Source organism: Cupriavidus pauculus (genome assembly GCF_002858765.1).
In the GTDB taxonomy this organism is placed as follows: domain Bacteria; phylum Pseudomonadota; class Gammaproteobacteria; order Burkholderiales; family Burkholderiaceae; genus Cupriavidus; species Cupriavidus pauculus_B.
This window is the reverse complement of record NZ_PJRP01000002.1, coordinates 42,358-68,581: the sequence shown is the minus strand read 5'-3', so window position 1 is coordinate 68,581 and position 26,224 is coordinate 42,358. Positions and strand designations below refer to the sequence as shown.

Annotated in this window: 16 protein-coding genes, 4 tRNA genes and 2 rRNA genes; 3 read left to right on the top strand and 19 right to left on the bottom strand. The window is 60.8% G+C overall.

Going from position 1 to position 26,224, the window contains the following annotated elements:
- Positions 1–38 precede the first annotated feature (38 nt).
- The 4 genes from fusA to recQ form a co-directional block, all read right to left on the bottom strand.
- On the bottom strand, positions 39–2,147 hold the full coding sequence (gene fusA, locus CYJ10_RS05060; RefSeq protein ID WP_101680465.1) for an elongation factor G: 2,109 nt from the start codon (positions 2,145–2,147) through the stop codon (positions 39–41).
- Positions 2,148–2,265: 118 nt separating this feature from the next.
- Positions 2,266–2,736 (bottom strand): 30S ribosomal protein S7, encoded by a 471-nt coding sequence (gene rpsG, locus CYJ10_RS05055; RefSeq protein WP_012354147.1) that lies wholly within the window; start codon positions 2,734–2,736, stop codon positions 2,266–2,268.
- Between the two features lie 211 nt (positions 2,737–2,947).
- On the bottom strand, positions 2,948–3,325 hold the full coding sequence (gene rpsL / locus CYJ10_RS05050) for a 30S ribosomal protein S12 (protein ID WP_006162330.1): 378 nt from the start codon (positions 3,323–3,325) through the stop codon (positions 2,948–2,950).
- Positions 3,326–3,636: 311 nt separating this feature from the next.
- On the bottom strand, positions 3,637–5,487 hold the full coding sequence (gene recQ, locus CYJ10_RS05045) for a DNA helicase RecQ (protein ID WP_101681035.1): 1,851 nt from the start codon (positions 5,485–5,487) through the stop codon (positions 3,637–3,639).
- Positions 5,488–5,761: 274 nt separating this feature from the next.
- Here recQ and CYJ10_RS34570 point away from each other — a divergent pair, with 274 nt between their 5' ends.
- From CYJ10_RS34570 to CYJ10_RS05035, 3 genes are all read left to right on the top strand, one after another.
- The gene (locus CYJ10_RS34570) at positions 5,762–6,307 is read left to right on the top strand and encodes a GntR family transcriptional regulator (RefSeq protein ID WP_257993089.1); all 546 of its coding nucleotides are present in this window, start codon (positions 5,762–5,764) and stop codon (positions 6,305–6,307) included.
- Positions 6,308–6,393: 86 nt separating this feature from the next.
- Positions 6,394–6,837 carry an aminotransferase class I/II-fold pyridoxal phosphate-dependent enzyme gene (locus tag CYJ10_RS34565; RefSeq protein WP_257993088.1) on the top strand — a complete coding sequence of 148 codons (444 nt, stop codon included), beginning with the start codon at positions 6,394–6,396 and terminating at the stop codon, positions 6,835–6,837.
- A gap of 391 nt (positions 6,838–7,228) precedes the next feature.
- A complete protein-coding gene (locus tag CYJ10_RS05035) occupies positions 7,229–8,059 on the top strand; it encodes a 3-hydroxyacyl-ACP dehydratase FabZ family protein (RefSeq protein WP_101680464.1) in 831 nt (276 codons plus the stop codon).
- 232 nt (positions 8,060–8,291) lie between these two features.
- Here CYJ10_RS05035 and rpoC read toward each other — a convergent pair whose 3' ends face one another.
- From rpoC to CYJ10_RS04960, 15 genes are all read right to left on the bottom strand, one after another.
- On the bottom strand, positions 8,292–12,533 hold the full coding sequence (rpoC, locus tag CYJ10_RS05030; RefSeq protein WP_101680463.1) for a DNA-directed RNA polymerase subunit beta': 4,242 nt from the start codon (positions 12,531–12,533) through the stop codon (positions 8,292–8,294).
- A 117-nt stretch (positions 12,534–12,650) separates the two neighbouring features.
- A complete protein-coding gene (rpoB, locus tag CYJ10_RS05025; protein ID WP_101680462.1) occupies positions 12,651–16,757 on the bottom strand; it encodes a DNA-directed RNA polymerase subunit beta in 4,107 nt (1,368 codons plus the stop codon).
- A gap of 436 nt (positions 16,758–17,193) precedes the next feature.
- A complete protein-coding gene (gene rplL / locus CYJ10_RS05020) occupies positions 17,194–17,565 on the bottom strand; it encodes a 50S ribosomal protein L7/L12 (RefSeq protein WP_101680461.1) in 372 nt (123 codons plus the stop codon).
- Positions 17,566–17,625: 60 nt separating this feature from the next.
- Positions 17,626–18,147, bottom strand: a complete 522-nt coding sequence (gene rplJ, locus CYJ10_RS05015; RefSeq protein WP_029051589.1) for a 50S ribosomal protein L10 — start codon at positions 18,145–18,147, stop codon at positions 17,626–17,628.
- A gap of 368 nt (positions 18,148–18,515) precedes the next feature.
- Positions 18,516–19,211, bottom strand: a complete 696-nt coding sequence (rplA, locus tag CYJ10_RS05010) for a 50S ribosomal protein L1 (RefSeq protein WP_101680460.1) — start codon at positions 19,209–19,211, stop codon at positions 18,516–18,518.
- Entirely contained in the window at positions 19,212–19,643 is a 432-nt protein-coding gene (rplK, locus tag CYJ10_RS05005) for a 50S ribosomal protein L11 (RefSeq protein WP_010810467.1), read from the bottom strand. It lies immediately after the preceding gene.
- A 162-nt stretch (positions 19,644–19,805) separates the two neighbouring features.
- Entirely contained in the window at positions 19,806–20,387 is a 582-nt protein-coding gene (nusG, locus tag CYJ10_RS05000; RefSeq protein ID WP_101680459.1) for a transcription termination/antitermination protein NusG, read from the bottom strand.
- A 10-nt stretch (positions 20,388–20,397) separates the two neighbouring features.
- Positions 20,398–20,778, bottom strand: coding sequence for a preprotein translocase subunit SecE (gene secE / locus CYJ10_RS04995; protein ID WP_066734350.1), 381 nt, complete (start codon positions 20,776–20,778; stop codon positions 20,398–20,400).
- A 59-nt stretch (positions 20,779–20,837) separates the two neighbouring features.
- Positions 20,838–20,913, bottom strand: a tRNA-Trp gene (locus tag CYJ10_RS04990).
- Between the two features lie 88 nt (positions 20,914–21,001).
- Positions 21,002–22,192 carry an elongation factor Tu gene (tuf, locus tag CYJ10_RS04985; RefSeq protein WP_101680458.1) on the bottom strand — a complete coding sequence of 397 codons (1,191 nt, stop codon included), beginning with the start codon at positions 22,190–22,192 and terminating at the stop codon, positions 21,002–21,004.
- A gap of 44 nt (positions 22,193–22,236) precedes the next feature.
- Positions 22,237–22,311: transfer RNA gene (locus CYJ10_RS04980), tRNA-Thr, on the bottom strand.
- A gap of 37 nt (positions 22,312–22,348) precedes the next feature.
- Positions 22,349–22,422 (bottom strand) — tRNA-Gly (locus CYJ10_RS04975).
- A 50-nt stretch (positions 22,423–22,472) separates the two neighbouring features.
- Positions 22,473–22,558: transfer RNA gene (locus CYJ10_RS04970), tRNA-Tyr, on the bottom strand.
- 278 nt (positions 22,559–22,836) lie between these two features.
- Positions 22,837–22,949, bottom strand: a 5S ribosomal RNA gene (rrf, locus tag CYJ10_RS04965).
- Between the two features lie 123 nt (positions 22,950–23,072).
- A 23S ribosomal RNA gene (locus tag CYJ10_RS04960) occupies positions 23,073–25,953 on the bottom strand.
- Positions 25,954–26,224: the final 271 nt, after the last annotated feature.

Here is a 26,224-nt window from a genome sequence, read left to right as displayed (position 1 = left end):
GCGCCGCCACGCAGGTCCTGCATGGCGGCGAAACTTAATTACTTGCCCTTGGCCGTCATCACTGCTTCGGCGATGTTCTTCGGCGCCTCTGCGTAGTGCTTGAATTCCATGGTGTACGTGGCGCGGCCTTGCGTGGCCGAGCGCAGCGACGTCGAATAACCGAACATTTCCGACAGCGGGACTTCGGCCTTGATGATCTTGCCGCCGCCAATCATGTCGTCCATGCCCTGCACGATGCCACGGCGGGACGACAGGTCGCCCATCACGGTACCCGTGTAGTCTTCCGGCGTTTCCACTTCCACGGCCATCATCGGCTCGAGCAGAACCGGGCTGGCCTTGCGCATGGCTTCCTTGAAAGCCATCGAGCCGGCCATGCGGAACGCGTTTTCGTTCGAGTCCACATCGTGGTACGAACCGAACGTCAGCGTGACCTTCACGTCAACCACCGGGAAGCCCGCCAGGATACCGGCCGGCAGCGTGTCGACAATACCCTTCTCGACCGCCGGGATGTATTCGCGAGGAATCACACCGCCCTTGATGGCGTCGATGAACTCGAAGCCCTTGCCCGGCTCTTGCGGTTCCAGCGTGATCACGGCGTGACCGTACTGGCCGCGGCCGCCCGACTGCTTGACGAACTTGCCTTCGACGTCCTCAGCCTTCTTGCGAATGGTTTCGCGGTAGGCCACTTGCGGCGCGCCGATGTTGGCTTCCACGCCGAATTCGCGCTTCATGCGGTCGACCAGAATTTCCAGGTGGAGCTCGCCCATGCCCGAAATGATGGTCTGGCCCGATTCTTCATCGGTACGCACGCGGAACGACGGATCTTCAGCGGCCAGGCGGTTCAGGGCGATGCCCATCTTTTCCTGGTCAGCCTTGGTCTTCGGCTCGACAGCCTGCGAGATCACCGGCTCCGGGAAGATCATGCGCTCGAGCACGATCGGTGCAGCCGGATCGCACAGCGTATCGCCCGTGGTGGCGTCCTTCAGGCCCACCGCGGCGGCGATGTCGCCGGCCAGCACTTCCTTGATTTCTTCGCGCTGGTTGGCGTGCATCTGCAGAATACGGCCCAGACGCTCCTTCTTCTGCTTCACCGGGTTGTACACGGTGTCGCCCGAATTGATCTTGCCCGAGTACACGCGGAAGAAGATCAGTTGGCCGACGAACGGGTCGGTCATGATCTTGAACGCCAGCGCCGAGAACTTCTCGTTGTCGTCAGCCTTGCGCTCGAGCTTCTTCTCGTCATCGCTTTCGTCCACGCCCGTGACCGGCGGAATGTCGACCGGCGACGGCAGGAAGTCGATCACGGCGTCCAGCATACGCTGCACGCCCTTGTTCTTGAACGCGGTGCCGCACAGCATCGGCTGGATTTCGCAGGCGATGGTACGGTCACGCAGCGCCTTGACGATCTCTGCGCGGGTCAGCTCTTCGCCGCCCAGGTACTTTTCCATCAGCTCTTCGCTGGCTTCGGCGGCGGACTCGACCATCTTCTCGCGCCATTCGTCAGCAACGGCTTGCAGTTCGGCCGGGATGTCCTGGTACTCGAACTTCACGCCCTGGCTGGCTTCGTCCCAGATGATCGCCTTCATTTCCAGCAGATCGACGACGCCCTGGAAGCCGTCTTCAGCGCCGATCGGCACCACGACGGGCACCGGATTGGCCTTCAGGCGGGTCTTCAGCTGGTCGTAAACCTTGAAGAAGTTCGCGCCGGTACGGTCCATCTTGTTGACGAAGGCCAGACGCGGCACGCCGTACTTGTTGGCCTGACGCCAGACGGTTTCCGACTGCGGCTGCACGCCACCCACTGCACAGTAGACCATGCAGGCGCCATCCAGCACGCGCATGGAACGCTCCACCTCGATGGTGAAGTCCACGTGTCCCGGGGTGTCGATGATGTTGAAGCGGTGCTCGGGGTAGTTACCCGCCATGCCCTTCCAGAAGGCGGTGGTAGCAGCGGAGGTAATCGTGATGCCACGCTCCTGCTCCTGCTCCATCCAGTCCATGGTGGCCGCGCCATCATGCACTTCACCGATCTTGTGGTTCACACCGGTGTAGAACAGGATCCGCTCGGTCGTGGTGGTTTTACCCGCGTCAATGTGAGCCGAAATACCGATGTTACGGTAGCGCTCAATAGGAGTCTTACGAGCCACTTTAATCCTCTATTCGTCCATGAGGCGCAGAAATCTCATGACCTGCGCCCTTAACACAAACGGGCGAGATGTGTGAAAACACAGCCCGCCCGGCAACCAACAGCGTTTTTCGCGCGCCTTAGAAGCGGAAGTGCGAGAACGCCTTGTTGGCTTCGGCCATGCGGTGTACTTCGTCGCGCTTCTTCATTGCGCCACCACGACCTTCTGCAGCCTCCAGCAGCTCACCTGCCAGGCGCAGCGCCATCGACTTCTCGCTGCGTTTTTTCGCGGCCTCGCGCAGCCAACGCATCGCCAATGCCAAACGACGCGACGGACGGACTTCGACCGGAACCTGATAGTTGGCGCCGCCCACGCGACGGCTCTTCACTTCCACCACCGGCTTCACGTTGTTGATGGCAACGGAGAACACTTCGATGGGGGCCTTGCCTGCCTTCTTTTCGATCTGGTCGAACGCGCCGTACACGATACGTTCGGCAACCGACTTCTTGCCGTCCAGCATCAGCACATTCATGAACTTGGCAACTTCAACGTTACCGAACTTCGGATCAGGCAAAACGTCCCGCTTGGGGACTTCACGACGACGTGGCATCTTCTTTCCTTAAGATTCAGTTGAGAGGCGGTCTGAATATTTCCGCTCTCCGGCCACCAACTAGCTTGCCAGTCCTGCTGACTGGAGCAAATTCGCCGGGTGACCACTTACTCGACGGCACGGCGCACAAAAAACGCTCCGTTGTACCGCCGCCTGGTGACAGCCCCATGACGTCCTGTCACGGCTGTCGGATATTACTTTGCGTAGAAGCTTAGGCAGCCTTCGGACGCTTCGCACCGTACTTCGAACGGGCCTGCCGACGGTCCTTCACGCCTTGCAGATCCAGCGAACCACGGACGATGTGGTAACGCACACCCGGCAGATCCTTCACACGGCCGCCGCGGATCAGCACGACCGAGTGTTCCTGCAGGTTGTGGCCTTCGCCGCCGATATACGAAATGACTTCGAAACCGTTGGTCAGGCGCACCTTGGCGACCTTACGCAGTGCCGAGTTCGGCTTCTTCGGCGTCGTGGTGTACACACGGGTGCACACGCCGCGACGCTGGGGGCAGTTCTCAAGCGCCGGGCTCTTGCTCTTGACGACTTCAGAGACGCGCGGCTTGCGAACCAGTTGGTTGATAGTTGGCATTGTTCAATCCAGCTTGGTTTTACAAAAACACCCCTTCGTCAGGCTCTGACCAAGGGGCAACTACGGGTTTTGGACGGGAAAGGTGAGCGGACGCTCTGAAGGAAGGGCTGTGAAGTGACAGACTTGCCAAAGAGCGCGAGCTCGCCCGGATCCCGCTGCCGTCTGCCTGGTTGCGCCGCTGAGGGCACAATTCCGAGGGACGTGCGAAATCCAAAGCCAAAAACTCGAATCTGGCACTCTAGCAGCGGCGTTGGCAACGGTCAAGGGGTATACGCGACGTATACCTATGTGGCCCGGACCTCCCTGGACGATCAGACCTCGCGCAGGGCTTCCAGGATTTCCTCGCCGTAGCGCTCAAGCTTGGATGCACCAATTCCGGGCACTTCAGCCAGTTCGTCGAGCGAGGCCGGCGCGCTGCGCGCAAGCTCGGCCAGCGTGGCGTCGTGGAAGATGACGTACGCTGGCACGCCGTGCGACTTGGCGGTGCTCGTGCGCCAGGCCCGCAGCGCCTCCCAGTTGGACAGCGTATCGGCATCCATCGTGGCCGTGTGATCGGTCCGCGGCCCGCCGCGCCCCGCCCGCTCGCCGGACTTGCCCGGCTTGCTGACCTGCCGGCGCAGCGTGACCGACTGCTCGCCCTTGAGCACCGCCCGCGCCGGATCACCAAGCAGCAGGGCGCCGTGGCCGCCGTGGTCGATCACCAGCAGGCCATGGGCAATCAGCTGTCGGAAGATGGCATGCCATTCCGCAACCGACAGGTCCTTGCCGATGCCGAAGGTCGACACCTTGTCGTGGCTCCACTGTCGGATCTTCTCGCTGGCATTGCCGCGCAGCACGTCGATCAGGTGGGTCGAGCCGAAATGCACGCGGCTGGCCTGCGCCGTGCGGTACACGCACGACAGCGCCATTTGCGCTTCTCGGGTGCCGTCCCAGGTGGCAGGCGGCTCCAGGCACGTATCGCAGTTGCCGCACGGGCCCGCCGATTCCTCGAAATAGGCCAGGATCCGCACGCGCCGGCAGCCTGCCGTTTCGCACAGGCCCAACAGCGCGTCGAGCTTGGACGATGACACGCGCTTGTGCGCCTCGTCGGCTTCGGACTCGTCGATCATGCGTTTCTGCTGCACGACGTCGCCAAGCCCATACGCCATCCAGGCATTGGCCGGCAGCCCATCGCGGCCAGCTCGACCGGTTTCCTGGTAATAGCCTTCCATGCTCTTGGGCAGGTCCAGGTGCGCCACAAACCGCACATCGGGCTTGTCGATGCCCATGCCGAACGCAATGGTGGCCACCATCACGATGCCCTCTTCCTCGCGGAAGCGTGCCTGGTGATGCTGCCGCACCTGCGCGTCCATGCCGGCGTGGTAGCCCAGCGCGTTGATGCCGTGGCTTGTCAGCCATTGCGCAGTATCTTCGACCTTCTTGCGCGACAGGCAATAGACGATGCCGCTGTCGTGCCCGCCGTCGCCATTCATATGCTCGGCCTTGATGAAGGCCAGCAGTTGCTGCCGCGCGTTGTCCTTCTCGACGATGCGGTAGCGGATATTGGGACGATCGAAGCTGGAAATGAAGACCCGCGCATCATCGAGCGCCAGCCGCTCGATGATCTCGTTGCGCGTCAGCGCATCGGCCGTGGCCGTCAGCGCAATGCGCGGCACATTCGGGAAGCGCTCATGCAGCACCGACAACTGGATATATTCCGGCCGGAAGTCGTGGCCCCACTGCGATACGCAATGGGCCTCGTCGATGGCGAACAAACCAACGCGCGTGCGATCCAGCAGATCCAGAAAGCGCGGCGTCATCAGCCGCTCCGGCGCCACATAGAGCACGTCCACCCGACCGGCCAGGAGGTCGCGCTCGACCGCCGAGGCCTCACTGCTGCTCAATGTGGAGTTCAGCACCGCCGCGCGGACGCCGGCTTCGGTCAACGCCGCCACTTGGTCCTGCATCAGCGCGATCAGCGGCGACACCACAACGCCCACGCCCAGGCCAGCCTGCTGGCGCAGCAACGCCGGAATCTGATAGCAGAGCGACTTGCCACCGCCCGTGGGCATCAGCACCAGGCAATCGCCACCATCCGCCACATGGTCGATGATCTCGGCTTGCGTGCCACGGAATGCGTGGTAGCCGAAGACTTCTTTGAGGATCGCCAGGGCGCGCGACATGGGACAGCAGTAGATCGGAAAGCCGGGAAAGGCGTAACCATACCACTCCATGCCGCGTCGGACCGAATGTGTCTGCAACGGTGTGGCACTGACGCCAATCGACACGGGGGAATCGGCCGCGCCGCCGACAGTCTTGCGCCAGCACAAGCACCCCGCAGCACACCGGTCATAGCATCACAGGCGAGGTCCCTAACACAGCGACATGTAGCGCCATTCCTTTTCCCTGCCGATCGAGATCCTGCGCGACGGGTCGGAACCGTACAAGCAGCAGATCATGCGGCAGGTGGAACACATGATCCTGTCCGGCAGTCTTCAGCCGAATGACCGGCTTCCGTCCATCGCCTGCCTGGTTGCCATGTTGCGCGTCTCGCGCAACACGGTGGTGGGCGCCTATGAGGGCCTAACGGATGCCGGCCTGCTGCGGGGCGAGCCGGGACGCGGTTTCCTGTGGCGGGAGCGATTCCCCGCGCGTCGTCGTTGCCGGCCCCTTCCCCGGCAACGACGGTCAAGCCAGAGGCGCCGCCACGACCATCGAAATCGTCGCAGGCACGTGCCGGCATATCCCCGCCCGCCGCTGGGCCATGCTGTCGAACCTGCTGCTGCGCCAGATGCGGCACGCGATCAGCGAATACCCATCGGCAGAGGGCCTCTGGGCCTGCGCATGCAGATTGCCGATTATCTCGCCGCAACCCGCGCGCTGGCGGTCGATCCGACGCAGATCGTCGCCGGCGTCCAGAAGGCACTGCACCTGCTTGCCGCGCATCTGGTCCATCACGGTGACCACGTTGTGGTGGAATCACCTGGCTGTGCGGGCTTCTGAATCTGCCCCACCTCCGGCACGCAGAGCGGTTCGCCGTACCGATCGATGCGGACGGGCTGTGTACGCACGCACTACCACGCGCGCCGATGCAGTTGGCGTACGCCACGCCGTCGCACCAGTATCCGCTCGGCTACGCCATGTCGATGGACCGGCGCCGCGCCTTGCTGGATTGGGCCGCGCACGTCGGAGCCTGTGTGATCGAAGACGATTACGACGGCGATTTCGCCTGCGACAGCGCGCCGCCACTGCCGCTCATGGCGCTCATGGCGCTCGATCCGGCGCGCGTGGTCTACGTCGGATCGTTCTCGAAGGTGCTCGGGCCAGGCTTGCGACTCGGATTCATGGCATGCCCGCCATGGCTAGCAGACGCCATCGCGCGTCGCAAGGCGCTGCTGAATTACGGATGTCCCTGGCTCGAGCAGGCCGTGCTTGCGCGACTGATCGAGTATGGCGATTACAGTCGGCACCTGTATCGGCTGCGCCGTCGGTGTCCTTGTGCAAGGCCGGCCCGACGTAGCCGTCCCGACTGACGTATTGGAGACCGCGCAATTGGCCTGGTAAAGGTCGTCAGCGCGTTGCAGCGCGTCGGCCGTCATGGCGCACAGCGCGCCAGACACACTGGCGACAATGGCGGCAATTAAAGTCCTGGCAAGCATCGTCCGGATCTTCCGTGGGTAGTTTGACTAGTAACGATGCGATCAATGTGCCACTGCGTTCTCGCCGCGCCTGGAGGATGCAACGGGAATTCCGATGGGTACGGTTCCGCGAATGTCGCGGATCGGCATCCTTCACCCCATGAACGCCCGCCCAATCCTGAAGGATTTGCGATAGCACAAGAGCGTCCTCAACAAGGAGGACTACGATCCGGCGATCTACGCCCGTGCCCTTCGTATGCCCGCATTGCAACCCCCACCCCATTCCATGCCTGTCAGCCGCGACACCCTCTTCGTCAGCGGCAGCGACCTGTTCGCGCTCGGCCACTATCCGGGCAATCCGGTGTACCCTGGCGCGCTCATGCTTGATCGCATGTTGGCGATGGCCGCCGACCTTGCCGGCACCACGCTCGGCCAAGCCGTCCACGTCTCGGCTGTTCAGCGCGTGCAGTATCTGGGTGTCGTCGTGCCCGGCGACATGGTCGCCCTGGAGGTCACGATCCAGACACGCGACGGCGACACCCTGACATGCGAGGCTATCGCCAGCGTCGCCGGAGATGCGCGCGTCCGGGCCACCATCGTGTGCCGTAGCGGAGTCGTCGATGCGACGGCGCCAGCCGTACAGGCCGTGGGCACAAGTGCGCCGGCGCTGACGCACCAGCAGATCGCGCGCCTGCTTCCGCATCGGTATCCGTTCCTGTTGCTCGATACCGTGACGACCTATCGGCCGGGCGAACACATCCTGGCCACAAAGGTCGTCAACCGCGAGTCGCCGATACTTGGCCGCCAGCCGCCTGCGGCATATCCGGCGACGTTGGCCATCGAGTCATTCGGGCAAGCCGGTGTCACGCTGTTCTATCTGGGCCAGACGGGCGATGGGCCGACTCACGCGCTGGTGGGATTGATGCGCGATGTCACGCTGCATCGGCCCATTCCCTACGACACGGTCCTGACGCTCAATGTCAGGATTGACCGACTGCGGTCAAACATGGTGGTGTTCGGAGGCCACATCCTGATCGGCGACGAGCCGGCAATCGACGTGGGTAGCCTCGTGGTCATGATCGCGCCGGCTTCGTCAGCCTCGTCGGCTGGCGCCTGATGCGCTGACGCACCGTGATTGCCCGGTCATTGAGATCCACCGAGCAGCGGAATGCCCCCATCCAGAGCGTAATGATCGAAGCGGTCTCACAAGCGGAAGTCAAGGACCCCATACCGTAGCGCCACGCCCGATCCTTCGGATTGACCCACACCAACCCGAAGGCACCAGACGAAAAAAAACCCGGCTCAATTGAGCCGGGTTTTTCATTGCTGCGAAACAGCGAGCATCGCGATCAGACTGCGTCGTCGTCGCCCTCAGTGGCTTGCACCACCGGCGGCTCGATGAAGAGCGATTGCTCTTCATCGCTGATTGCCTGGGCGCGGTCGCGCTCGGCTGCCTCGCGTGCCTTGCGGGCACGGTGGTAGGCCAGGCCGGTACCGGCCGGGATCAGACGACCCACGATCACGTTTTCCTTCAGACCACGCAGGTCGTCAGTCTTGCCCATGATCGCGGCTTCGGTCAGCACGCGCGTGGTTTCCTGGAACGATGCCGCCGAGATGAAGCTGTCGGTCGACAGCGACGCCTTGGTAATACCGAGCAGCAGGTTCTCGTGGATGGCCGGACGCTTGCCGTCGGCGATCACGCGATCGTTTTCGTCGAGCAGGTCCGAACGCTCCACCTGTTCACCCGGGATGAACTTGGTGTCGCCCACGTCCTGGATCTGCACGCGGCGCAGCATCTGACGAACAATCACTTCGATGTGCTTGTCGTTGATCTTCACGCCTTGCAGACGGTACACGTCCTGCACTTCGTCCACGATGTAGTGCGCCAGCTCTTCGATGCCCTTCAGGCGCAGGATGTCGTGCGGGTCCGCCGGACCTTCCACGATCATTTCGCCCTTGTTCACCACCTGGCCGTCGTGCACCAGCACCTGCTTTTCCTTCGCGATCAGGAACTCGTGGGCGTTGCCGTCCAGGTCCGTGATCACCAGGCGCTGCTTGCCCTTCGTGTCCTTGCCGAACGACACCGTACCGGTGACTTCCGCCAGCACGGCGGCGTCCTTCGGCGAACGGGCTTCGAACAGCTCGGCCACGCGCGGCAGACCCCCGGTAATGTCGCGGGTCTTCTGCGATTCGGTCGGGATACGTGCCAGCACTTCACCCACGTGCACCTGCTGACCATCCTTCACGGTAATCAGCGCGCCCACCTGGAAGCCGATGGTCACGGAATGGTCCGTGCCCGGAATTTTGACTTCCTGGTTGTTCGCGTCGAACAGCTTCACCTGCGGGCGCAGGCCCTTGGTGGCAGCCGTACGGCGCTTGGCGTCGATCACCACGAGGGTCGACAGGCCCGTGACTTCGTCCATCTGCTTGGCAACGGTCACGCCTTCTTCCACGTTCTCGAACTTGATCGTGCCCGAGTACTCGGAAACGATCGGACGAGTCAGTGCGTCCCATGTGGCCAGCTGCGTACCAGCCTTGATGGCCTGGCCGTCCTGCACCAGCAGCGTGGCGCCGTACGGGATCTTGTGGCGCTCGCGCTCGCGGCCGTGGTCGTCCGTGATCAGTGCCTCGCCCGAACGCGAGATCACGATCAGTTCGCCCTTGGCGTTCGTCACGTAACGCATGGTCACCGTGAAGCGCACCGTACCGGTAGCCTTGGCTTCCACGCTCGATGCCACTGCCGCACGCGATGCCGCACCACCGATGTGGAACGTACGCATGGTCAGCTGGGTACCCGGCTCACCAATCGACTGCGCGGCGATCACACCCACCGCTTCACCCGAGTTCACCAGCACGCCGCGGCCGAGGTCACGGCCGTAGCACATGGCGCACAGGCCGAAGCGCGTATCGCACGACAGCGGCGTGCGGACCTTGACTTCGTCCACGCCGATGTTGTCGATCAGTTCGACCAGGTCTTCGTCCAGCAGCGTGCCGTTCTCGATCGCGGTTTCCTGGGTTTCAGGGTTCACCACGTCGCCCACCGTCACACGGCCGAGAATACGGTCGCGCAGGGCTTCGATCACTTCACCGCCTTCGACCAGGGCCTTCATGGCCACGCCGTTGGTGGTGCCGCAATCGTCTTCCACCACGACCAGATCCTGCGTCACGTCGACCAGACGACGGGTCAGGTAACCCGAGTTTGCGGTCTTCAGTGCCGTATCGGCCAGGCCCTTACGGGCACCGTGGGTCGAGATGAAGTACTGCAGAACGTTCAGGCCTTCACGGAAGTTCGCCGTAATCGGCGTTTCAATGATCGAGCCATCCGGCTTGGCCATCAGGCCACGCATACCTGCCAGCTGACGAATCTGGGCCGCGCTACCACGAGCACCCGAGTCCGCCATCATGTAGATCGAGTTGAACGAGTCCTGCTTGACGGTTGCGCCCGTACGATCGACCACGTCTTCGTGCTGGAGCTGCTCCATCATCGCCTTGCCCACCTGGTCACCAGCGGCGCCCCAGATGTCCACGACGTTGTTGTAACGCTCCTGGTCGGTCACCAGACCCGACATGTACTGCTTGTCGTATTCCTTCACCTTGGCAGCTGCGTCGGAGATGATCTTCTCCTTCTGCGGCGGCACCAGCATGTCGTCGATGGCGATCGAGATACCGGCGCGCGTTGCCAGGCGGAAGCCCGACTGCAGCAGCTTGTCGGCGAAGATCACGGTTTCGCGCAGACCGCACTTGCGGAACGCCGTGTTGATCAGGCGCGAAATTTCCTTCTTCTTCAGCGGCTTGTTCAGCACCGAGAACGGCAGGCCCTTCGGCAGGATCTCGGACAGGATCGCGCGGCCGACCGTGGTGGCCTGCAGCGTGATCTTGGGTGCGAAACGGGCATCGCCGTCGGCGTCCTTGTTCACCACCTCGTACTCGGTGATCCGCACGTTCACGCGCGAAGCGAGTTCGACTTCCTTGTTCTCGTAGGCACGGATGACTTCGCTGATGTCAGCAAACGTCATGCCTTCGCCCTTGCCGTTGATCTTGTCGCGGGTCGTGTAGTACAGACCCAGCACAACGTCCTGCGACGGCACGATCGACGGATCGCCGTTGGCCGGGAACAGCACGTTGTTCGACGCCAGCATCAGCGTGCGCGCTTCCATCTGGGCTTCCAGCGACAGCGGCACGTGAACGGCCATCTGGTCACCGTCGAAGTCGGCGTTGAACGCGGCGCAGACCAGCGGGTGCAGCTGGATGGCCTTGCCTTCGATCAGCACCGGCTCGAACGCCTGGATACCCAGGCGGTGCAGCGTCGGCGCGCGGTTCAGCATCACCGGGTGCTCGCGGATCACCTCTTCGAGGATGTCCCACACCACCGGCGTCTGGCTTTCCACTTCCTTCTTCGCCGCCTTGATGGTGGTGGCGATGCCCATCGTTTCCAGCTTGTGGAAGATGAACGGCTTGAACAGCTCCAGCGCCATCAGCTTGGGCAGACCGCACTGATGCAGCTTCAGCGTCGGGCCCACCACGATGACCGAACGGCCCGAGTAGTCCACGCGCTTGCCCAGCAGGTTCTGACGGAAACGACCGCCCTTACCCTTGATCATCTCGGCCAGCGACTTCAGCGGACGCTTGTTGGCGCCCGTCATCGCCTTGCCGCGACGGCCGTTGTCCAGCAGCGAGTCGACGGCTTCCTGCAGCATGCGCTTTTCGTTGCGCACGATGATTTCAGGGGCCTTCAGCTCCAGCAGACGCTTCAGACGGTTGTTACGGTTGATGACGCGACGATACAGGTCGTTCAGGTCCGACGTGGCGAAACGGCCACCATCGAGCGGAACCAGCGGACGCAGTTCGGGCGGCAGCACCGGCAGCACTTCCAGGATCATCCACTCGGGCTTGATGCCCGAGCGCTGGAACGCCTCCAGCACCTTCAGGCGCTTGGCGAACTTCTTGATCTTGGCTTCGGAACCGGTGGCCTGCAGCTCGGCGCGGATCTGTTCGATCTGCTTCTCGATGTCGATGCCGCGCAGCAGTTCACGGATGCCCTCGGCACCCATCATGGCCACGAATTCACCCTCGCCGTACTCGTCGCACTTGGCCAGGTAATCGTCTTCCGACATGATCTGGCTCTTCTTGAGCGGGGTCATGCCGGGTTCCAGCACCACGAACGCTTCGAAGTACAGCACGCGTTCGATGTCGCGCAGCGTCATGTCGAGCACCATGCCCAGACGCGACGGCAGCGACTTCAGGAACCAGATGTGCGCGGTCGGGGCGGCCAGTTCGATGTGGCCCATGCGCTCGCGACGCACCTTGGCCAGCGTCACTTCCACGCCGCACTTCTCGCAGATCACGCCACGGTGCTTCAGGCGCTTGTACTTGCCGCACAGGCACTCGTAGTCCTTGATCGGGCCAAAGATCTTGGCGCAGAACAGGCCATCGCGTTCCGGCTTGAACGTACGGTAGTTGATCGTTTCCGGCTTTTTCACTTCGCCGTACGACCACGAACGGATCTTCTCCGGCGAGGCCAGACCGATCTTGATCGCGTCGAACTGCTCTTCCTGCTGAACCTGCTTAAAGAGATCGAGCAATGCTTTCATTGCAACTCCTTGTATCGCCACTGGTCCGGAGTCTGTCCGGAACAGCGGCATTCAATCCTGTGGGAAACCTGCGCTGGTGAGTGCCGGCCGCGGCCGGCACTCGTATCAATCGGCGGATCAGTAGCGATCCAGATCGATGTCGATACCCAGCGAGCGGATTTCCTTCACCAGCACGTTGAACGACTCCGGCATGCCGGCATCGATCGAGTGCTCGCCCTTGACGATGTTTTCGTACACCTTGGTACGGCCGTTCACGTCATCGGACTTGACCGTCAGCATTTCCTGCAGCACGTACGACGCGCCGTAGGCTTCCAGTGCCCACACTTCCATCTCACCGAAACGCTGGCCACCGAACTGGGCCTTACCGCCCAGCGGCTGCTGCGTCACCAGCGAGTACGGGCCGGTGGAACGGGCGTGCATCTTGTCGTCCACCAGGTGGTGCAGCTTCAGCATGTGCATCACACCCAGCGTGACCGGACGCTCGAACGCTTCGCCGGTGCGGCCGTCATGCAGCGTGACCTGCTGCTTCGATGCCGTGAGGCCCTTTTCCTTGGCAATCTCGTCCGGGTAGGCCAGGTCGAGCATGCGGCGGATTTCGGCTTCGTGCGCACCATCGAACACCGGCGTCGCGAACGGCACACCCTTCTTCAGGTTGCCGGCCAGCTCCAGCACTTCGGCATCGCTCAGGCTGTCCAGGTCCTCTGCCTTGCCGCTCTCGTTGTAGATCTGCGCGAGCAGCGGGCGGAGTTCCTGTGCCTTGGCCGAAGCCTTGAGCATGTCGCCGATACGCTGGCCCAGACCGCGCGCGGCCCAGCCCAGGTGGGTTTCCAGAATCTGACCCACGTTCATCCGCGACGGCACGCCCAGCGGGTTCAGCACGATGTCCGCCGGCGTACCGTCGGCCATGTACGGCATGTCTTCGATCGGCACGATCTTCGACACCACACCCTTGTTACCGTGACGACCGGCCATCTTGTCGCCAGGCTGCAGACGGCGCTTGACGGCCAGGTACACCTTGACCATCTTGATCACGCCCGGCGGCAGTTCGTCGCCCTGCGTCAGCTTCTTGCGCTTCTCTTCAAAGGCCAGGTCGAACTCGTGACGCTTCTGCTCGATGGCTTCCTTCACGGCTTCCAGCTGGGCAGCGACTTCCTCGTCGGCCGGACGGATGTCGAACCAGTGGTATTTGTCCAGGTCGGCCAGGTACTCGCGGGTCAGCTTGGCACCCTTGGCCAGCTTCTTCGGACCGCCGTTGACCGGCTTGTCGATCAGCAGGCGCTCCAGACGCTGGAAGGCATCGCCTTCCACGATACGCAGCTGGTCATTCAGGTCCAGGCGGTAGCGCTTCAGTTCGTCGTCGATGATCGACTGGGCGCGCTTGTCGCGCGTCACGCCTTCACGCGTGAAGACCTGCACGTCGATCACGATACCGCTCATGCCCGACGGCACGCGCAGCGACGTGTCCTTCACGTCCGAAGCCTTCTCGCCAAAGATCGCGCGCAGCAGCTTCTCTTCCGGCGTCAGTTGGGTCTCGCCCTTCGGCGTGACCTTGCCCACCAGCACGTCACCGGCTTCCACTTCGGCGCCGATGTACGTAATGCCCGACTCGTCCAGACGCGCCAGTTGCGCTTCGGCCAGGTTCGAGATGTCGCGCGTGATTTCTTCGGGTCCGAGCTTCGTGTCGCGGGCGACGACCGACAGTTCCTCGATGTGAATCGAGGTGTAGCGGTCTTCGGCAACCACACGCTCCGAGATCAGGATCGAATCCTCGAAGTTGTAGCCGTTCCACGGCATGAACGCCACCAGCATGTTCTGGCCCAGAGCCAGTTCGCCCAGGTCGGTCGAGGCGCCGTCAGCGATCACGTCGCCGCGGGCAACGATATCGCCAACCTTCACCATCGGACGCTGGTTGATGTTGGTGTTCTGGTTCGAGCGCGTGTACTTGATCAGGTTGTAGATGTCCACGCCAACTTCGCCGGCTACGGCTTCGTCGTCGTTCACACGAATCACCACGCGCATCGCGTCGACGTAATCCACCACGCCGCCACGCATTGCCTGCACGGCCGTACCCGAGTCAACGGCCACGGTGCGCTCGATGCCGGTACCCACCAGCGGCTTGTCCGGACGCAGGCAAGGCACGGCCTGACGCTGCATGTTCGCGCCCATCAGTGCACGGTTCGCGTCATCGTGTTCCAGGAACGGCACCAGCGATGCAGCGGCCGACACGATCTGCGACGGCGCCACGTCGATGTACTGCACGCGGTCCGGCGTGACCATACGCGTTTCACGCTCGGAACCTTCGCGAGCCGACACCAGTTCGTCGGTCAGGTTGCCGTCGGCGTCAACTGTCGCGTTGGCCTGCGCCACCACGTACTTGCCCTCCTCGATGGCCGACAGGTAGTCCACCTGGTCGGTCAGCTTGCTGTTTTCCACCTTGCGGTACGGCGTTTCCAGGAAGCCGTATTCGTTCAGGCGGGCGTACAGTGCCAGCGAGTTGATCAGACCAATGTTCGGGCCTTCCGGCGTTTCGATCGGGCACACGCGGCCATAGTGGGTCGGGTGCACGTCGCGGACTTCAAAGCCGGCGCGCTCGCGCGTCAGACCGCCCGGGCCAAGAGCCGAAACACGGCGCTTGTGGGTGATTTCCGACAGCGGGTTGGTCTGGTCCATGAACTGCGACAGCTGCGACGAACCGAAGAACTCGCGAATCGCCGACGAAATCGGCTTCGAGTTGATCAGGTCGTGCGGCATCAGGTTCTCGGTCTCGGCCTGGCCCAGACGTTCCTTGACGGCACGCTCCACACGCGACAGGCCGGCGCGGAACTGGTTTTCGGCCAGTTCGCCGACGCAACGCACGCGACGATTGCCCAGGTGGTCGATGTCATCGACTTCGCCCTTGCCGTTACGCAGGTTCACCAGGATCTTGATCGTCTCGAGGATGTCCTCGTCCTGCAGCACCATGCTGCCCTCGCCGCTCGGGCGCGACAGACGGCTGTTGACCTTCATGCGGCCAACGCGCGACAGGTCGTACGACTCTTCGCTATAGAACAGGCGCTGGAACAGCGCTTCCACGGCGTCCTCGGTGGGCGGCTCGCCCGGACGCATCATGCGGTAGATGGCAATACGCGCGGCCGTCTGGTCGGCGGTATCGTCCACGCGCAGCGTCTGCGAGATGTACGGACCCTGGTCGAGATCGTTCGTGTACAGCGTCTGGATCTGCTTGACACCGGCTTCGCGCAGGTTTTCCAGCAGCGTCTCGGTCAGCTCGTCGTTGGCGTTGGCAATCACCTCGCCCGTATCCGGGTCGATGATGTTCTTCGCCAGCACGCGGCCCAGCAGGTAATCCTCAGGCACGCTGATCAGCTTGGTGCCGGCGGTATCCAGGTCACGAATGTGCTTGGCGTTGATACGCTTGTCCTTCTCCACGACGACGCGGCCGTTCTTGTCGGCGATGTCGAAGCGCGCGACTTCGCCGCGCAGGCGCTCGGGCACGAACTCGAGTTGCGCGCCTTCGCTCTGCAGCGTGAAGTTGTCGAACACGAAGAAGTGCGCCAGGATCTGTTCCGGCGTCAGGCCAATCGACTTCAGCAGGATCGTGACCGGCATCTTGCGGCGGCGGTCGACGCGGAAGTACAGGATGTCCTTCGGATCGAATTCAAAGTCGAGCCACGAGCCACGGTACGGGATGATCCGTGCCGAGAACAGCAGCTTGCCCGAGCTGTGCGTCTTGCCCTTGTCGTGCTCGAAGAACACGCCCGGCGAACGGTGCAGCTGGCTAACAATGACACGCTCGGTGCCGTTAATCACGAAAGAACCGGTCGACGTCATGAGCGGAATTTCGCCCATGTAGACTTCCTGCTCCTTCACTTCCTTCACCTTGCCCGGATTTTCGCGATCGTTGATGATCAGGCGAACCTTGGCGCGCAGTGCCGAATGGAACGTCAGGCCACGCTGCTGGCATTCCTTGACGTCGAACGGCGGGTTGGACAGGTGATACGAGACAAACTCCATACGGGCAAGCCCGTTATGGGAGGAGATTGGGAAAATCGCGTTGAAAGCGGCCTGCAGACCCTCGCTTTTGCGACGCGCGGTCGGCGTTTCCGCTTGCAAGAACTGGGTGTAGGATTCAATCTGTGTGGCAAGCAGGAATGGAACCTGATGAACCGTCGCGCGCTTCGCAAAGGATTTGCGAATGCGCTTCTTTTCGGTGAAGCTGTACGCCATGGGATCTCCGAATCATCGCAGGGCTGGCTGGACCTGGCCGGCACCTGAGGTGTTCAGCGACTGGGAGGGGATTTGGCGGTTGGCCGCTACCAACCTCTGGCTGACGGTGCCCGCACGCTGCGGACGGTGTGGTCATTGCACGGCGCAATGCCTGCACACGTCCGGGGGACACCCGACCAAACTTGTCTTCTGCAGTCGGTTCAGAAGACAAACATCAGCAACCACCTAGTGTGCCACTGATGTTTGGCTTCTGCTGAGGCAGCGATCGATTATCGCCTGCCAAGCATAGCTTAATTCACATTTCACCCGTCCGGGCCGGTTCACGCTGCTGCGGAGTGTCGAATCGAACACCTCCGCAGAAGCGCAAAAAGGCTGGCGCCGGGAATTTCCCTTTGCCAGCCCCTGCTGCGTGCCACAGAGGCACGCGCGGTACCACTTACTTGACGTCGACCTTGGCGCCGGCGTCTTCCAGCTTCTTCTTGGCTTCGTCGGCAGCGGCCTTGTCCACGCCTTCCTTCACGGGCTTCGGTGCGCCATCGACCAGGTCCTTGGCTTCCTTCAGGCCCAGACCGGTGATTTCGCGCACGGCCTTGATCACGCCAACCTTGTTGGCGCCGACTTCTGCCAGGATCACGTTGAACTCGGTCTTTTCTTCAACAGCGGCGGCACCGGCGCCCGGGGCAGCAGCCACAGCCATGGCAGCAGCCGACACGCCAAACTTCTCTTCGAACGCCTTGACCAGGTCGTTCAGTTCCATCACGGACATCGCGCCAACGGCTTCCAGGATGTCGTCTTTAGTGATTGCCATTTGGATTACTCCTACTAGATTTGATTCGGGATCGGTATTGCGATCTGTCTATGCGGCAGCTCAGGCGGCCGGGGCTTCCGCTTCCGCGGGAGCGCCTTCGGCGTTCTTGGCAGCCAGTGCGGCCAGCAGACGGGCGAAGCCCGACACCGGCGCCTGCATCACGCCAAGCAGCTGCGAGATCAGTTCTTCACGGCTCGGGATCGAAGCCAGGGCCTTGACGGCACCAGCGTCGAGCACCTTGCCGTCGTACGACCCAGCGCGCAGGACCAGCTTGTCGTTGGTCTTGGCAAAGTCGTTCAGAACCTTGGCCGAGGCCACTGCATCTTCGGAAATACCGTAGATCAGCGGACCGGTCATCTGCTCTGCGAGGGCTGCAAACGGCGTACCTTCGACGGCACGGCGAGCCAGCGTGTTCTTCAGAACGCGCAGGTACACGCCTTGCTGACGAGCGTTGGCACGCAGCTTGGTCAGATCGCCAACCGCAATGCCGCGATATTCGGCCACGACGATAGTCTGGGCCTTGGCGACTTGCGCCGAGACCTCAGCAACGACGGCCTTCTTATCTTCAATATTGAGTGGCACGGTTAAGCTCCAAAACGATGCGTCTTCGACGGTTGCCCGCCAAACAGCGCATCAGTCCAAACGAACGGCGTCCGATTGGCCCGAATCCACCGGATTACTCCGGCGTCATCAATCCCTTCGGGTGCGCCATCTGCGCTGGCAGATCGGCTGCCATCGGGGCGAACCCCGCATGTGCCGACCGATTAAGTCCACGCTGCCAGAGGCGGTGTGAACACCAGCGGTCTTTGATAACCAGCGACACCTGCCGCGCGCCATACGCGCCACGGATGCCACTGCCCAAAGCCTTGCGACGATCACGGCAGCGCCGTGATCCTCAATTCTTGCCCTGTCCGGTGTTATCGGGTTCCGGTCAGAGGATTGCCGTCAGCTCAGGCCGACAGCGAGGTCTGTTCGACGCGAACGCCAACGCCCATCGTGGACGACACGGCGACCTTGCGCAGATAGACACCCTTGCTCGTAGCCGGCTTGGCCTTGACCAGTGCGTCCAGCAGGGCGCTCAGGTTGCTCTTCAGCGCGGCGTCTTCAAACGAGCGACGACCGATGGTGGCGTGGATGATACCGGCCTTGTCGACACGGAATTGCACCTGACCAGCCTTGGCGTTCTTCACAGCCTGGGCCACGTCCGGCGTCACGGTGCCAACCTTCGGGTTCGGCATCAGGCCGCGCGGACCGAGGATCTGACCCAGCGTACCAACGATACGCATCGTGTCCGGCGAAGCGATCACGACGTCGAAGTTCAGGTTACCGGCCTTGACTTGCTCGGCCAGGTCTTCCATGCCAACCACTTCGGCGCCAGCAGCCTTGGCGGCTTCGGCCTTTTCGCCCTGGGCGAACACGGCCACACGGACGCTCTTGCCGGTACCAGCCGGCAGCACGACGGAACCACGCACGACCTGGTCCGACTTCTTGGCGTCGATGCCCAGTTGCACGGACACGTCGATCGACTCGTCGAACTTCGCCGAAGCGCAGCTCTTCACCAGGCCCAGGGCCTCGTCGATCGGGTAGAACTTGGTACGCTCGATCTTCGCCTTGTTGGCGGCGACGCGTTTGGAAACCTTAGCCATTTACAGACCCTCCACGGTGATGCCCATCGAACGCGCCGAACCAGCGATCGTACGCACGGCAGCGTCGAGGTCGGCGGCGGTGAGGTCAGCGTTCTTTGCCTTGGCGATTTCTTCAGCCTGGGCACGGGTAATCTTGCCAACCTTGTCGGTATGGGGCTTCGGCGAACCCTTGGTGATGCCTGCTGCCTTCTTGATCAGCACGGTCGCCGGGGGCGACTTCATCACGAACGTGAAGCTCTTGTCGGCGAAGGCGGTAATCACCACCGGCACCGGCAGACCGGGTTCCATACCCTGGGTCTGGGCGTTGAACGCCTTGCAGAACTCCATGATGTTCAGACCACGCTGACCCAGTGCGGGACCAACGGGCGGGGAGGGATTTGCCTTACCAGCCGGAATCTGCAGCTTGATAAAGCCAATGATCTTCTTGGCCATCTTTACTCCAATCCGGATCCGTTCCTGTTGCGAAATCAGATCCTGTTGAGTCGTAACGCGCTATCGCCATGCCGGGGCACGACCTCACGCTCCTCTTCGGGCAGACCTTGCGGCCCCCCTTTCCGTCCGCCGTCGCCCTTGCGGGCACGGCGGCCAAAATTCTTAAACCTTCTCGACCTGGCCGAACTCGAGCTCGACCGGCGTTGCGCGCCCGAAGATTGTGACGGTCACGCGCAGACGCGACTTTTCGTAGTTCACTTCTTCGACGTTGCCGTTGAAGTCGGTGAACGGGCCGTCCTTGACGCGCACCAATTCGCCCACCTCGAACAGCGTCTTGGGACGCGGCTTCTCGACCCCTTCCTGCATCTGGGTCATGATCTTGTCGACTTCCCGCTGGGAAATCGGGCTTGGACGGTTACGTGCACCGCCCACGAAGCCGGTGACCTTGCTGGTGTTCTTCACCAGGTGCCACGTCTCGTCGGTCATTTCCATTTCCACCAGGACATAGCCGGGGAAGAAACGACGCTCGGTCACGGACTTGTGACCGCCCTTGATTTCCACAACCTCTTCCGAGGGCACCAGGATGCGACCAAACTTGTCCTGCATCTCGGCGCGCTCGATGCGCTCCTGCAGCGCGCGCTGCACGCTCTTTTCCATGCCGGAGTAGGCGTGTACCACGTACCAGCGCTTCTTCGACGAAGGCGATTCTGCGGCCGTGGTTTCCTGCTGAGCGTTATCCGTCATGTGCTACCTCTTATTTCCAGCCCAGGACAAGGGAGAAGATCACCCACTCGATGAGCTTGTCGGCCGACCACAGGAACAGCGCCATGATCACCACAAAGGCAAACACGAGGCCCGTCATCTGACCGGCTTCCTTGCGCGTCGGCCAGACGACCTTGCGAACTTCCCGGTACGATTCACGAGCGAATCCAACAAAGTCCTTGCCAGGCGCCGAGACCAGCGCCACGACGACGCCGAGGGCGAGGCCAGCAAAAAGCGCGGCGCCACGTACGTACGACGGCTGCTGAGCCAGCGCGTAGAAACCGATGACTCCGGCAACCACCAGGAGTACCGCCACCACGAGCATCCACTTGCCGCTCGAGGCACCTACGGTTTCGACATTGGGATTAGCCATGTTTCGCAAACGAGACTAAGCCGCGTCACGAGTTTTCCTCGCGACGCGGCTGATTGATTTGGCAGGGGCAGAGGGAATCGAACCCCCAACCTTCGGTTTTGGAGACCGACGCTCTGCCAGTTGAGCTATACCCCTAAAACAACTTTGGGGTCGGCTTCAAGCCAACCCCTCTGGCAGACAAACGCGACCGGTTGGTATCGCGCTCGCCAGTTCGACTAATTGCTTAGTCGAGGATCTTTGCCACAACGCCGGCGCCGACGGTACGGCCACCTTCGCGGATTGCGAAGCGCAGGCCTTCTTCCATGGCGATCGGGGCGATCAGCTTGACGGTGATCGACACGTTGTCACCCGGCATGACCATTTCCTTGTCCTGCGGCAGCTCGATCGAGCCAGTCACGTCGGTCGTACGGAAGTAGAACTGCGGGCGGTAGTTGTTGAAGAACGGCGTGTGACGGCCGCCTTCGTCCTTCGACAGGATGTAGACCTCACCCGTGAAGTGCGTGTGCGGCTTGATCGAGCCCGGCTTGCACAGAACTTGACCACGCTCCACGTCTTCGCGCTTCGTGCCGCGCAGCAGCAGACCCACGTTGTCGCCAGCTTGACCTTGGTCCAGCAGCTTGCGGAACATTTCCACGCCCGTGCAAGTCGTCTTCACCGTCGGGCGGATACCCACGATTTCGATTTCTTCACCGACCTTGACCACGCCACGCTCGATACGGCCCGTCACCACGGTACCGCGACCCGAGATCGAGAACACGTCTTCCACCGGCATCAGGAACGTACCGTCAACAGCGCGCTCCGGCGTCGGGATGTACGAATCCAGCGCGTCGGCCAGGTTCATGATCGCCACTTCGCCCAGCTCGCCCTTGTCGCCTTCCAGCGCCAGCTTGGCCGAACCCTTGATGATCGGGGTGTCGTCGCCCGGGAAGTCGTACTTCGACAGAAGTTCGCGCACTTCCATTTCCACCAGTTCCAGCAGCTCGGCGTCGTCCACCATGTCGCACTTGTTCAGGAACACGATGATGTACGGCACGCCAACCTGACGGGCCAGCAGGATGTGCTCGCGCGTTTGCGGCATCGGGCCGTCAGCGGCCGAGCAAACCAGGATCGCGCCGTCCATCTGCGCAGCGCCCGTGATCATGTTCTTCACATAGTCAGCGTGGCCCGGGCAGTCAACGTGGGCGTAGTGGCGGTTGGCCGTCTCGTATTCCACGTGTGCGGTGTTGATCGTGATGCCGCGTGCCTTTTCTTCCGGCGCTGCGTCGATTTCGTCGTACTTCTTGGCGGCGCCGCCGAACTTCGCAGCCAGCACCGTGGCAATCGCTGCCGTCAGCGTCGTCTTGCCGTGGTCAACGTGACCAATCGTACCTACGTTCACGTGCGGCTTGGTCCGCTCGAACTTTTCCTTTGCCATTTCGTGACTCCTGTCTCGGTAGCAATTGCCAGTGCGGGTATTGGTGGTGCCCATGGGCAGGATCGAACTGCCGACCTCTCCCTTACCAAGGGAGTGCTCTACCACTGAGCCACATGGGCGAATCTTGACTTACTCTTGCGACGACAACCTGGAGACTGGAGCGGGTGAAGGGAATCGAACCCTCGTCGTAAGCTTGGAAGGCTTCTGCTCTACCATTGAGCTACACCCGCCCGGTTACTTCCTGCTTCACCGGCTTTCGCCAGGTTGTTGTCTTGCATTCTGGTGGAGAGGGCTGGATTCGAACCAGCGTAGGCGTAAGCCAACAGATTTACAGTCTGCCCCCTTTAGCCACTCGGGCACCTCTCCGCAGAGAACTTGTGATTATGGTGCAACTTACCGGGGCTGTCAAGTGCTTTCCATTAAGGCTAGCAACTTTGCGGATCGCTCCAGAAGCCTGCAATACGTCGCCAAGCGGCTGCGTTTGCGGACCAGAATCATCGATCTGAAATCGACGCTCTCACCCTATAGGGTACGCGGGAAGCGGCTTCCAGCGCCTCGTAGAGACCGATTTATGACTTCAGCATTTCGTTTTGCACAAAGCAAAACCCCCAAGCTTTTAGGGCTTGGGGGTTCTGGGTATAAGAGCCTGGCGATGACCTACTTTCACACGGGTATCCGCACTATCATCGGCGCAAAGTCGTTTCACGGTCCTGTTCGGGATGGGAAGGGGTGGTTCCAACTCGCTATGGTCACCAGGCATGACTGGTTGCCGCACTGACTGGCGTCAGCGCAGCGAATTTGGGGTGTAGTAAAGAGGTTGTGTTGTATGCCAGGTGGCACACGCGGACTCTCGTCCAACCAGGTCAAACACACTGGTTATAGGATCAAGCCTTACGGGCAATTAGTACTGGTTAGCTTAACGCATTACTGCGCTTCCACACCCAGCCTATCAACGTCCTGGTCTCGAACGACCCTTCAAGGAGGTCAAGCCTCCAGGGAATCCTCATCTTCAGGCGAGTTTCCCGCTTAGATGCTTTCAGCGGTTATCTCTTCCGTACATAGCTACCCTGCGATGCCTCTGGCGAGACAACAGGTACACCAGCGGTACGTCCACTCCGGTCCTCTCGTACTAGGAGCAGCCCCCGTCAAGATTCCAACGCCCACGGCAGATAGGGACCAAACTGTCTCACGACGTTTTAAACCCAGCTCACGTACCTCTTTAAATGGCGAACAGCCATACCCTTGGGACCGGCTACAGCCCCAGGATGAGATGAGCCGACATCGAGGTGCCAAACACCGCCGTCGATATGAACTCTTGGGCGGTATCAGCCTGTTATCCCCAGAGTACCTTTTATCCGTTGAGCGATGGCCCTTCCATTCAGAACCACCGGATCACTATGTCCTGCTTTCGCACCTGCTCGACTTGTCAGTCTCGCAGTTAAGCACGCTTTTGCCATTGCACTTTAGGTACGATGTCCGACCGTACCAAGCGTACCTTCGAACTCCTCCGTTACACTTTGGGAGGAGACCGCCCCAGTCAAACTGCCTACCATGCACTGTCCCCGACCCGGATTCACGGGCCAAGGTTAGAACCTCAAACAAACCAGGGTGGTATTTCAAGGACGGCTCCACGTGAACTAGCGTCCACGCTTCAAAGCCTCCCACCTATCCTACACAGATCGGTTCAAAGTCCAATGCAAAGCTACAGTAAAGGTTCATGGGGTCTTTCCGTCTAGCCGCGGGGAGATTGCATCATCACAAACACTTCAACTTCGCTGAGTCTCGGGAGGAGACAGTGTGGCCATCGTTACGCCATTCGTGCAGGTCGGAACTTACCCGACAAGGAATTTCGCTACCTTAGGACCGTTATAGTTACGGCCGCCGTTTACCGGGACTTCAATCAAGAGCTTGCACCCCATCATTTAATCTTCCGGCACCGGGCAGGCGTCACACCCTATACGTCCACTTTCGTGTTTGCAGAGTGCTGTGTTTTTATTAAACAGTCGCAGCCACCATTTTATTGCAACCCCTTCACCCTCCTGGCGCAGGCCAGTCAAGCTACAAGGGCGTACCTTATCCCGAAGTTACGGTACCAATTTGCCGAGTTCCTTCTCCCGAGTTCTCTCAAGCGCCTTAGAATACTCATCTCGCCCACCTGTGTCGGTTTGCGGTACGGTCTCGTATGACTGAAGCTTAGAGGCTTTTCTTGGAACCACTTCCGATTGCTTCGCAGCATAAAGCCGCTCGCCCCACATCCTTGAATTCCGCGCCCGGATTTGCCTAAGCGCCTTCTCCAATGCAGGGACCGGGACTTCCAACACCCGGACAACCCTCCGCGATCCGTCCCCCCATCGCATCATACGACGGTGCAGGAATATTAACCTGCTTCCCATCAGCTACGCATCTCTGCCTCGCCTTAGGGGCCGACTCACCCTACGCCGATGAACGTTGCGTAGGAAACCTTGGGCTTACGGCGAGGGGGCCTTTCACCCCCTTTATCGCTACTCATGTCAGCATTCGCACTTCTGATACCTCCAGCATCCTTTACAAGACACCTTCACAGGCTTACAGAACGCTCTCCTACCACGCACATTACTGTGCGTCCGCAGCTTCGGTATATAGCTTAGCCCCGTTACATCTTCCGCGCAGGACGACTCGATCAGTGAGCTATTACGCTTTCTTTAAAGGGTGGCTGCTTCTAAGCCAACCTCCTGACTGTTTTAGCCTTCCCACTTCGTTTCCCACTTAGCTATATTTGGGGACCTTAGCTGGCGGTCTGGGTTGTTTCCCTCTTGACACCGGACGTTAGCACCCGATGTCTGTCTCCCGTGATTGCACTCTTCGGTATTCGGAGTTTGCTATGGCGGGGTAATCAGCAATAGACCCCCCAACCATGACAGTGCTCTACCCCCGAAGGTGAGACACGAGGCACTACCTAAATAGTTTTCGGAGAGAACCAGCTATTTCCAGATTTGTTTAGCCTTTCACCCCTATCCACAGCTCATCCCCTAACTTTTCAACGTTAGTGGGTTCGGTCCTCCAGTACGTGTTACCGCACCTTCAACCTGGCCATGGATAGATCATCTGGTTTCGGGTCTACACCCAGCGACTCAACGCCCTATTCGGACTCGCTTTCGCTACGCCTTCCCTAATCGGTTAAGCTTGCCACTGAATGTAAGTCGCTGACCCATTATACAAAAGGTACGCCGTCACCCGTTTCCAGGCTCCGACTGTTTGTATGCATGCGGTTTCAGGATCTATTTCACTCCCCTCCCGGGGTTCTTTTCGCCTTTCCCTCACGGTACTGGTTCACTATCGGTCGATCACGAGTATTTAGCCTTGGAGGATGGTCCCCCCATCTTCAGACAGGATTTCACGTGTCCCGCCCTACTTGTCGCACACCTAGTTCCACAAATCGGTTTTCGCATACAGGGCTATCACCTGCTATGGCCGGGCTTTCCATCCCGTTTTGCTAACCGTTCTGCTAAAGAGTGCAAGGCTCTTCCCATTTCGTTCGCCACTACTCTGGGAATCTCGGTTGATTTCTGTTCCTGCAGCTACTTAGATGTTTCAGTTCGCCGCGTTCGCTTCCCTGACCTATGTATTCAGTCAGGGATGACCCATTCGGGCCGGGTTTCCCCATTCGGACATCTCCGGATCAAAGCTTGTTTGCCAGCTCCCCGAAGCTTTTCGCAGGCTACCGCGTCCTTCATCGCCTGTGATCGCCAAGGCATCCACCACATGCACTTGTTCGCTTGACCCTATAACGAGTGTGTCTAACGCTTCCGTTATCCACGCTGGCTACAGGTCTGAGTTCTCGCGTTTGTGCCGTATTCCAAGTCATCTTTCGATCACTTAAATACATTTTGGTTGATACAATCACAACCCGGTATCACGTTAAACTACATGAACGTCTCATCAACGTTCCGTGACACCTTTACTACATCCCATATTGTTAAAGAACAGCCGAGCTAATGCTCGTTGGCAATAGCCAAAGACAAACACTCAACAAGTGCTTCTCTTTGACAACTA

Bases quoted from the DNA above. Each gene is read 5' to 3' on its own strand.
- recQ (WP_101681035.1), bottom strand. From the start codon at position 5,487: ATGTCGCGCGCCCTGGCGATCCTCAAAGAAGTCTTCGGCTACCACGCA.
- nusG (WP_101680459.1), bottom strand. From the start codon at position 20,387: ATGACGGATAACGCTCAGCAGGAAACCACGGCCGCAGAATCGCCTTCG.
- rpoB (WP_101680462.1), bottom strand. From the start codon at position 16,757: ATGGCGTACAGCTTCACCGAAAAGAAGCGCATTCGCAAATCCTTTGCG.
- CYJ10_RS34570 (WP_257993089.1), top strand. From the start codon at position 5,762: ATGCGGCAGGTGGAACACATGATCCTGTCCGGCAGTCTTCAGCCGAAT.
- rplL (WP_101680461.1), bottom strand. From the start codon at position 17,565: ATGGCAATCACTAAAGACGACATCCTGGAAGCCGTTGGCGCGATGTCC.
- rpoC (WP_101680463.1), bottom strand. From the start codon at position 12,533: ATGAAAGCATTGCTCGATCTCTTTAAGCAGGTTCAGCAGGAAGAGCAG.
- rpsG (WP_012354147.1), bottom strand. From the start codon at position 2,736: ATGCCACGTCGTCGTGAAGTCCCCAAGCGGGACGTTTTGCCTGATCCG.
- CYJ10_RS05035 (WP_101680464.1), top strand. From the start codon at position 7,229: ATGCCTGTCAGCCGCGACACCCTCTTCGTCAGCGGCAGCGACCTGTTC.
- rplA (WP_101680460.1), bottom strand. From the start codon at position 19,211: ATGGCTAAGGTTTCCAAACGCGTCGCCGCCAACAAGGCGAAGATCGAG.
- rpsL (WP_006162330.1), bottom strand. From the start codon at position 3,325: ATGCCAACTATCAACCAACTGGTTCGCAAGCCGCGCGTCTCTGAAGTC.
- tuf (WP_101680458.1), bottom strand. From the start codon at position 22,192: ATGGCAAAGGAAAAGTTCGAGCGGACCAAGCCGCACGTGAACGTAGGT.
- secE (WP_066734350.1), bottom strand. From the start codon at position 20,778: ATGGCTAATCCCAATGTCGAAACCGTAGGTGCCTCGAGCGGCAAGTGG.
- CYJ10_RS34565 (WP_257993088.1), top strand. From the start codon at position 6,394: ATGCAGTTGGCGTACGCCACGCCGTCGCACCAGTATCCGCTCGGCTAC.
- rplK (WP_010810467.1), bottom strand. From the start codon at position 19,643: ATGGCCAAGAAGATCATTGGCTTTATCAAGCTGCAGATTCCGGCTGGT.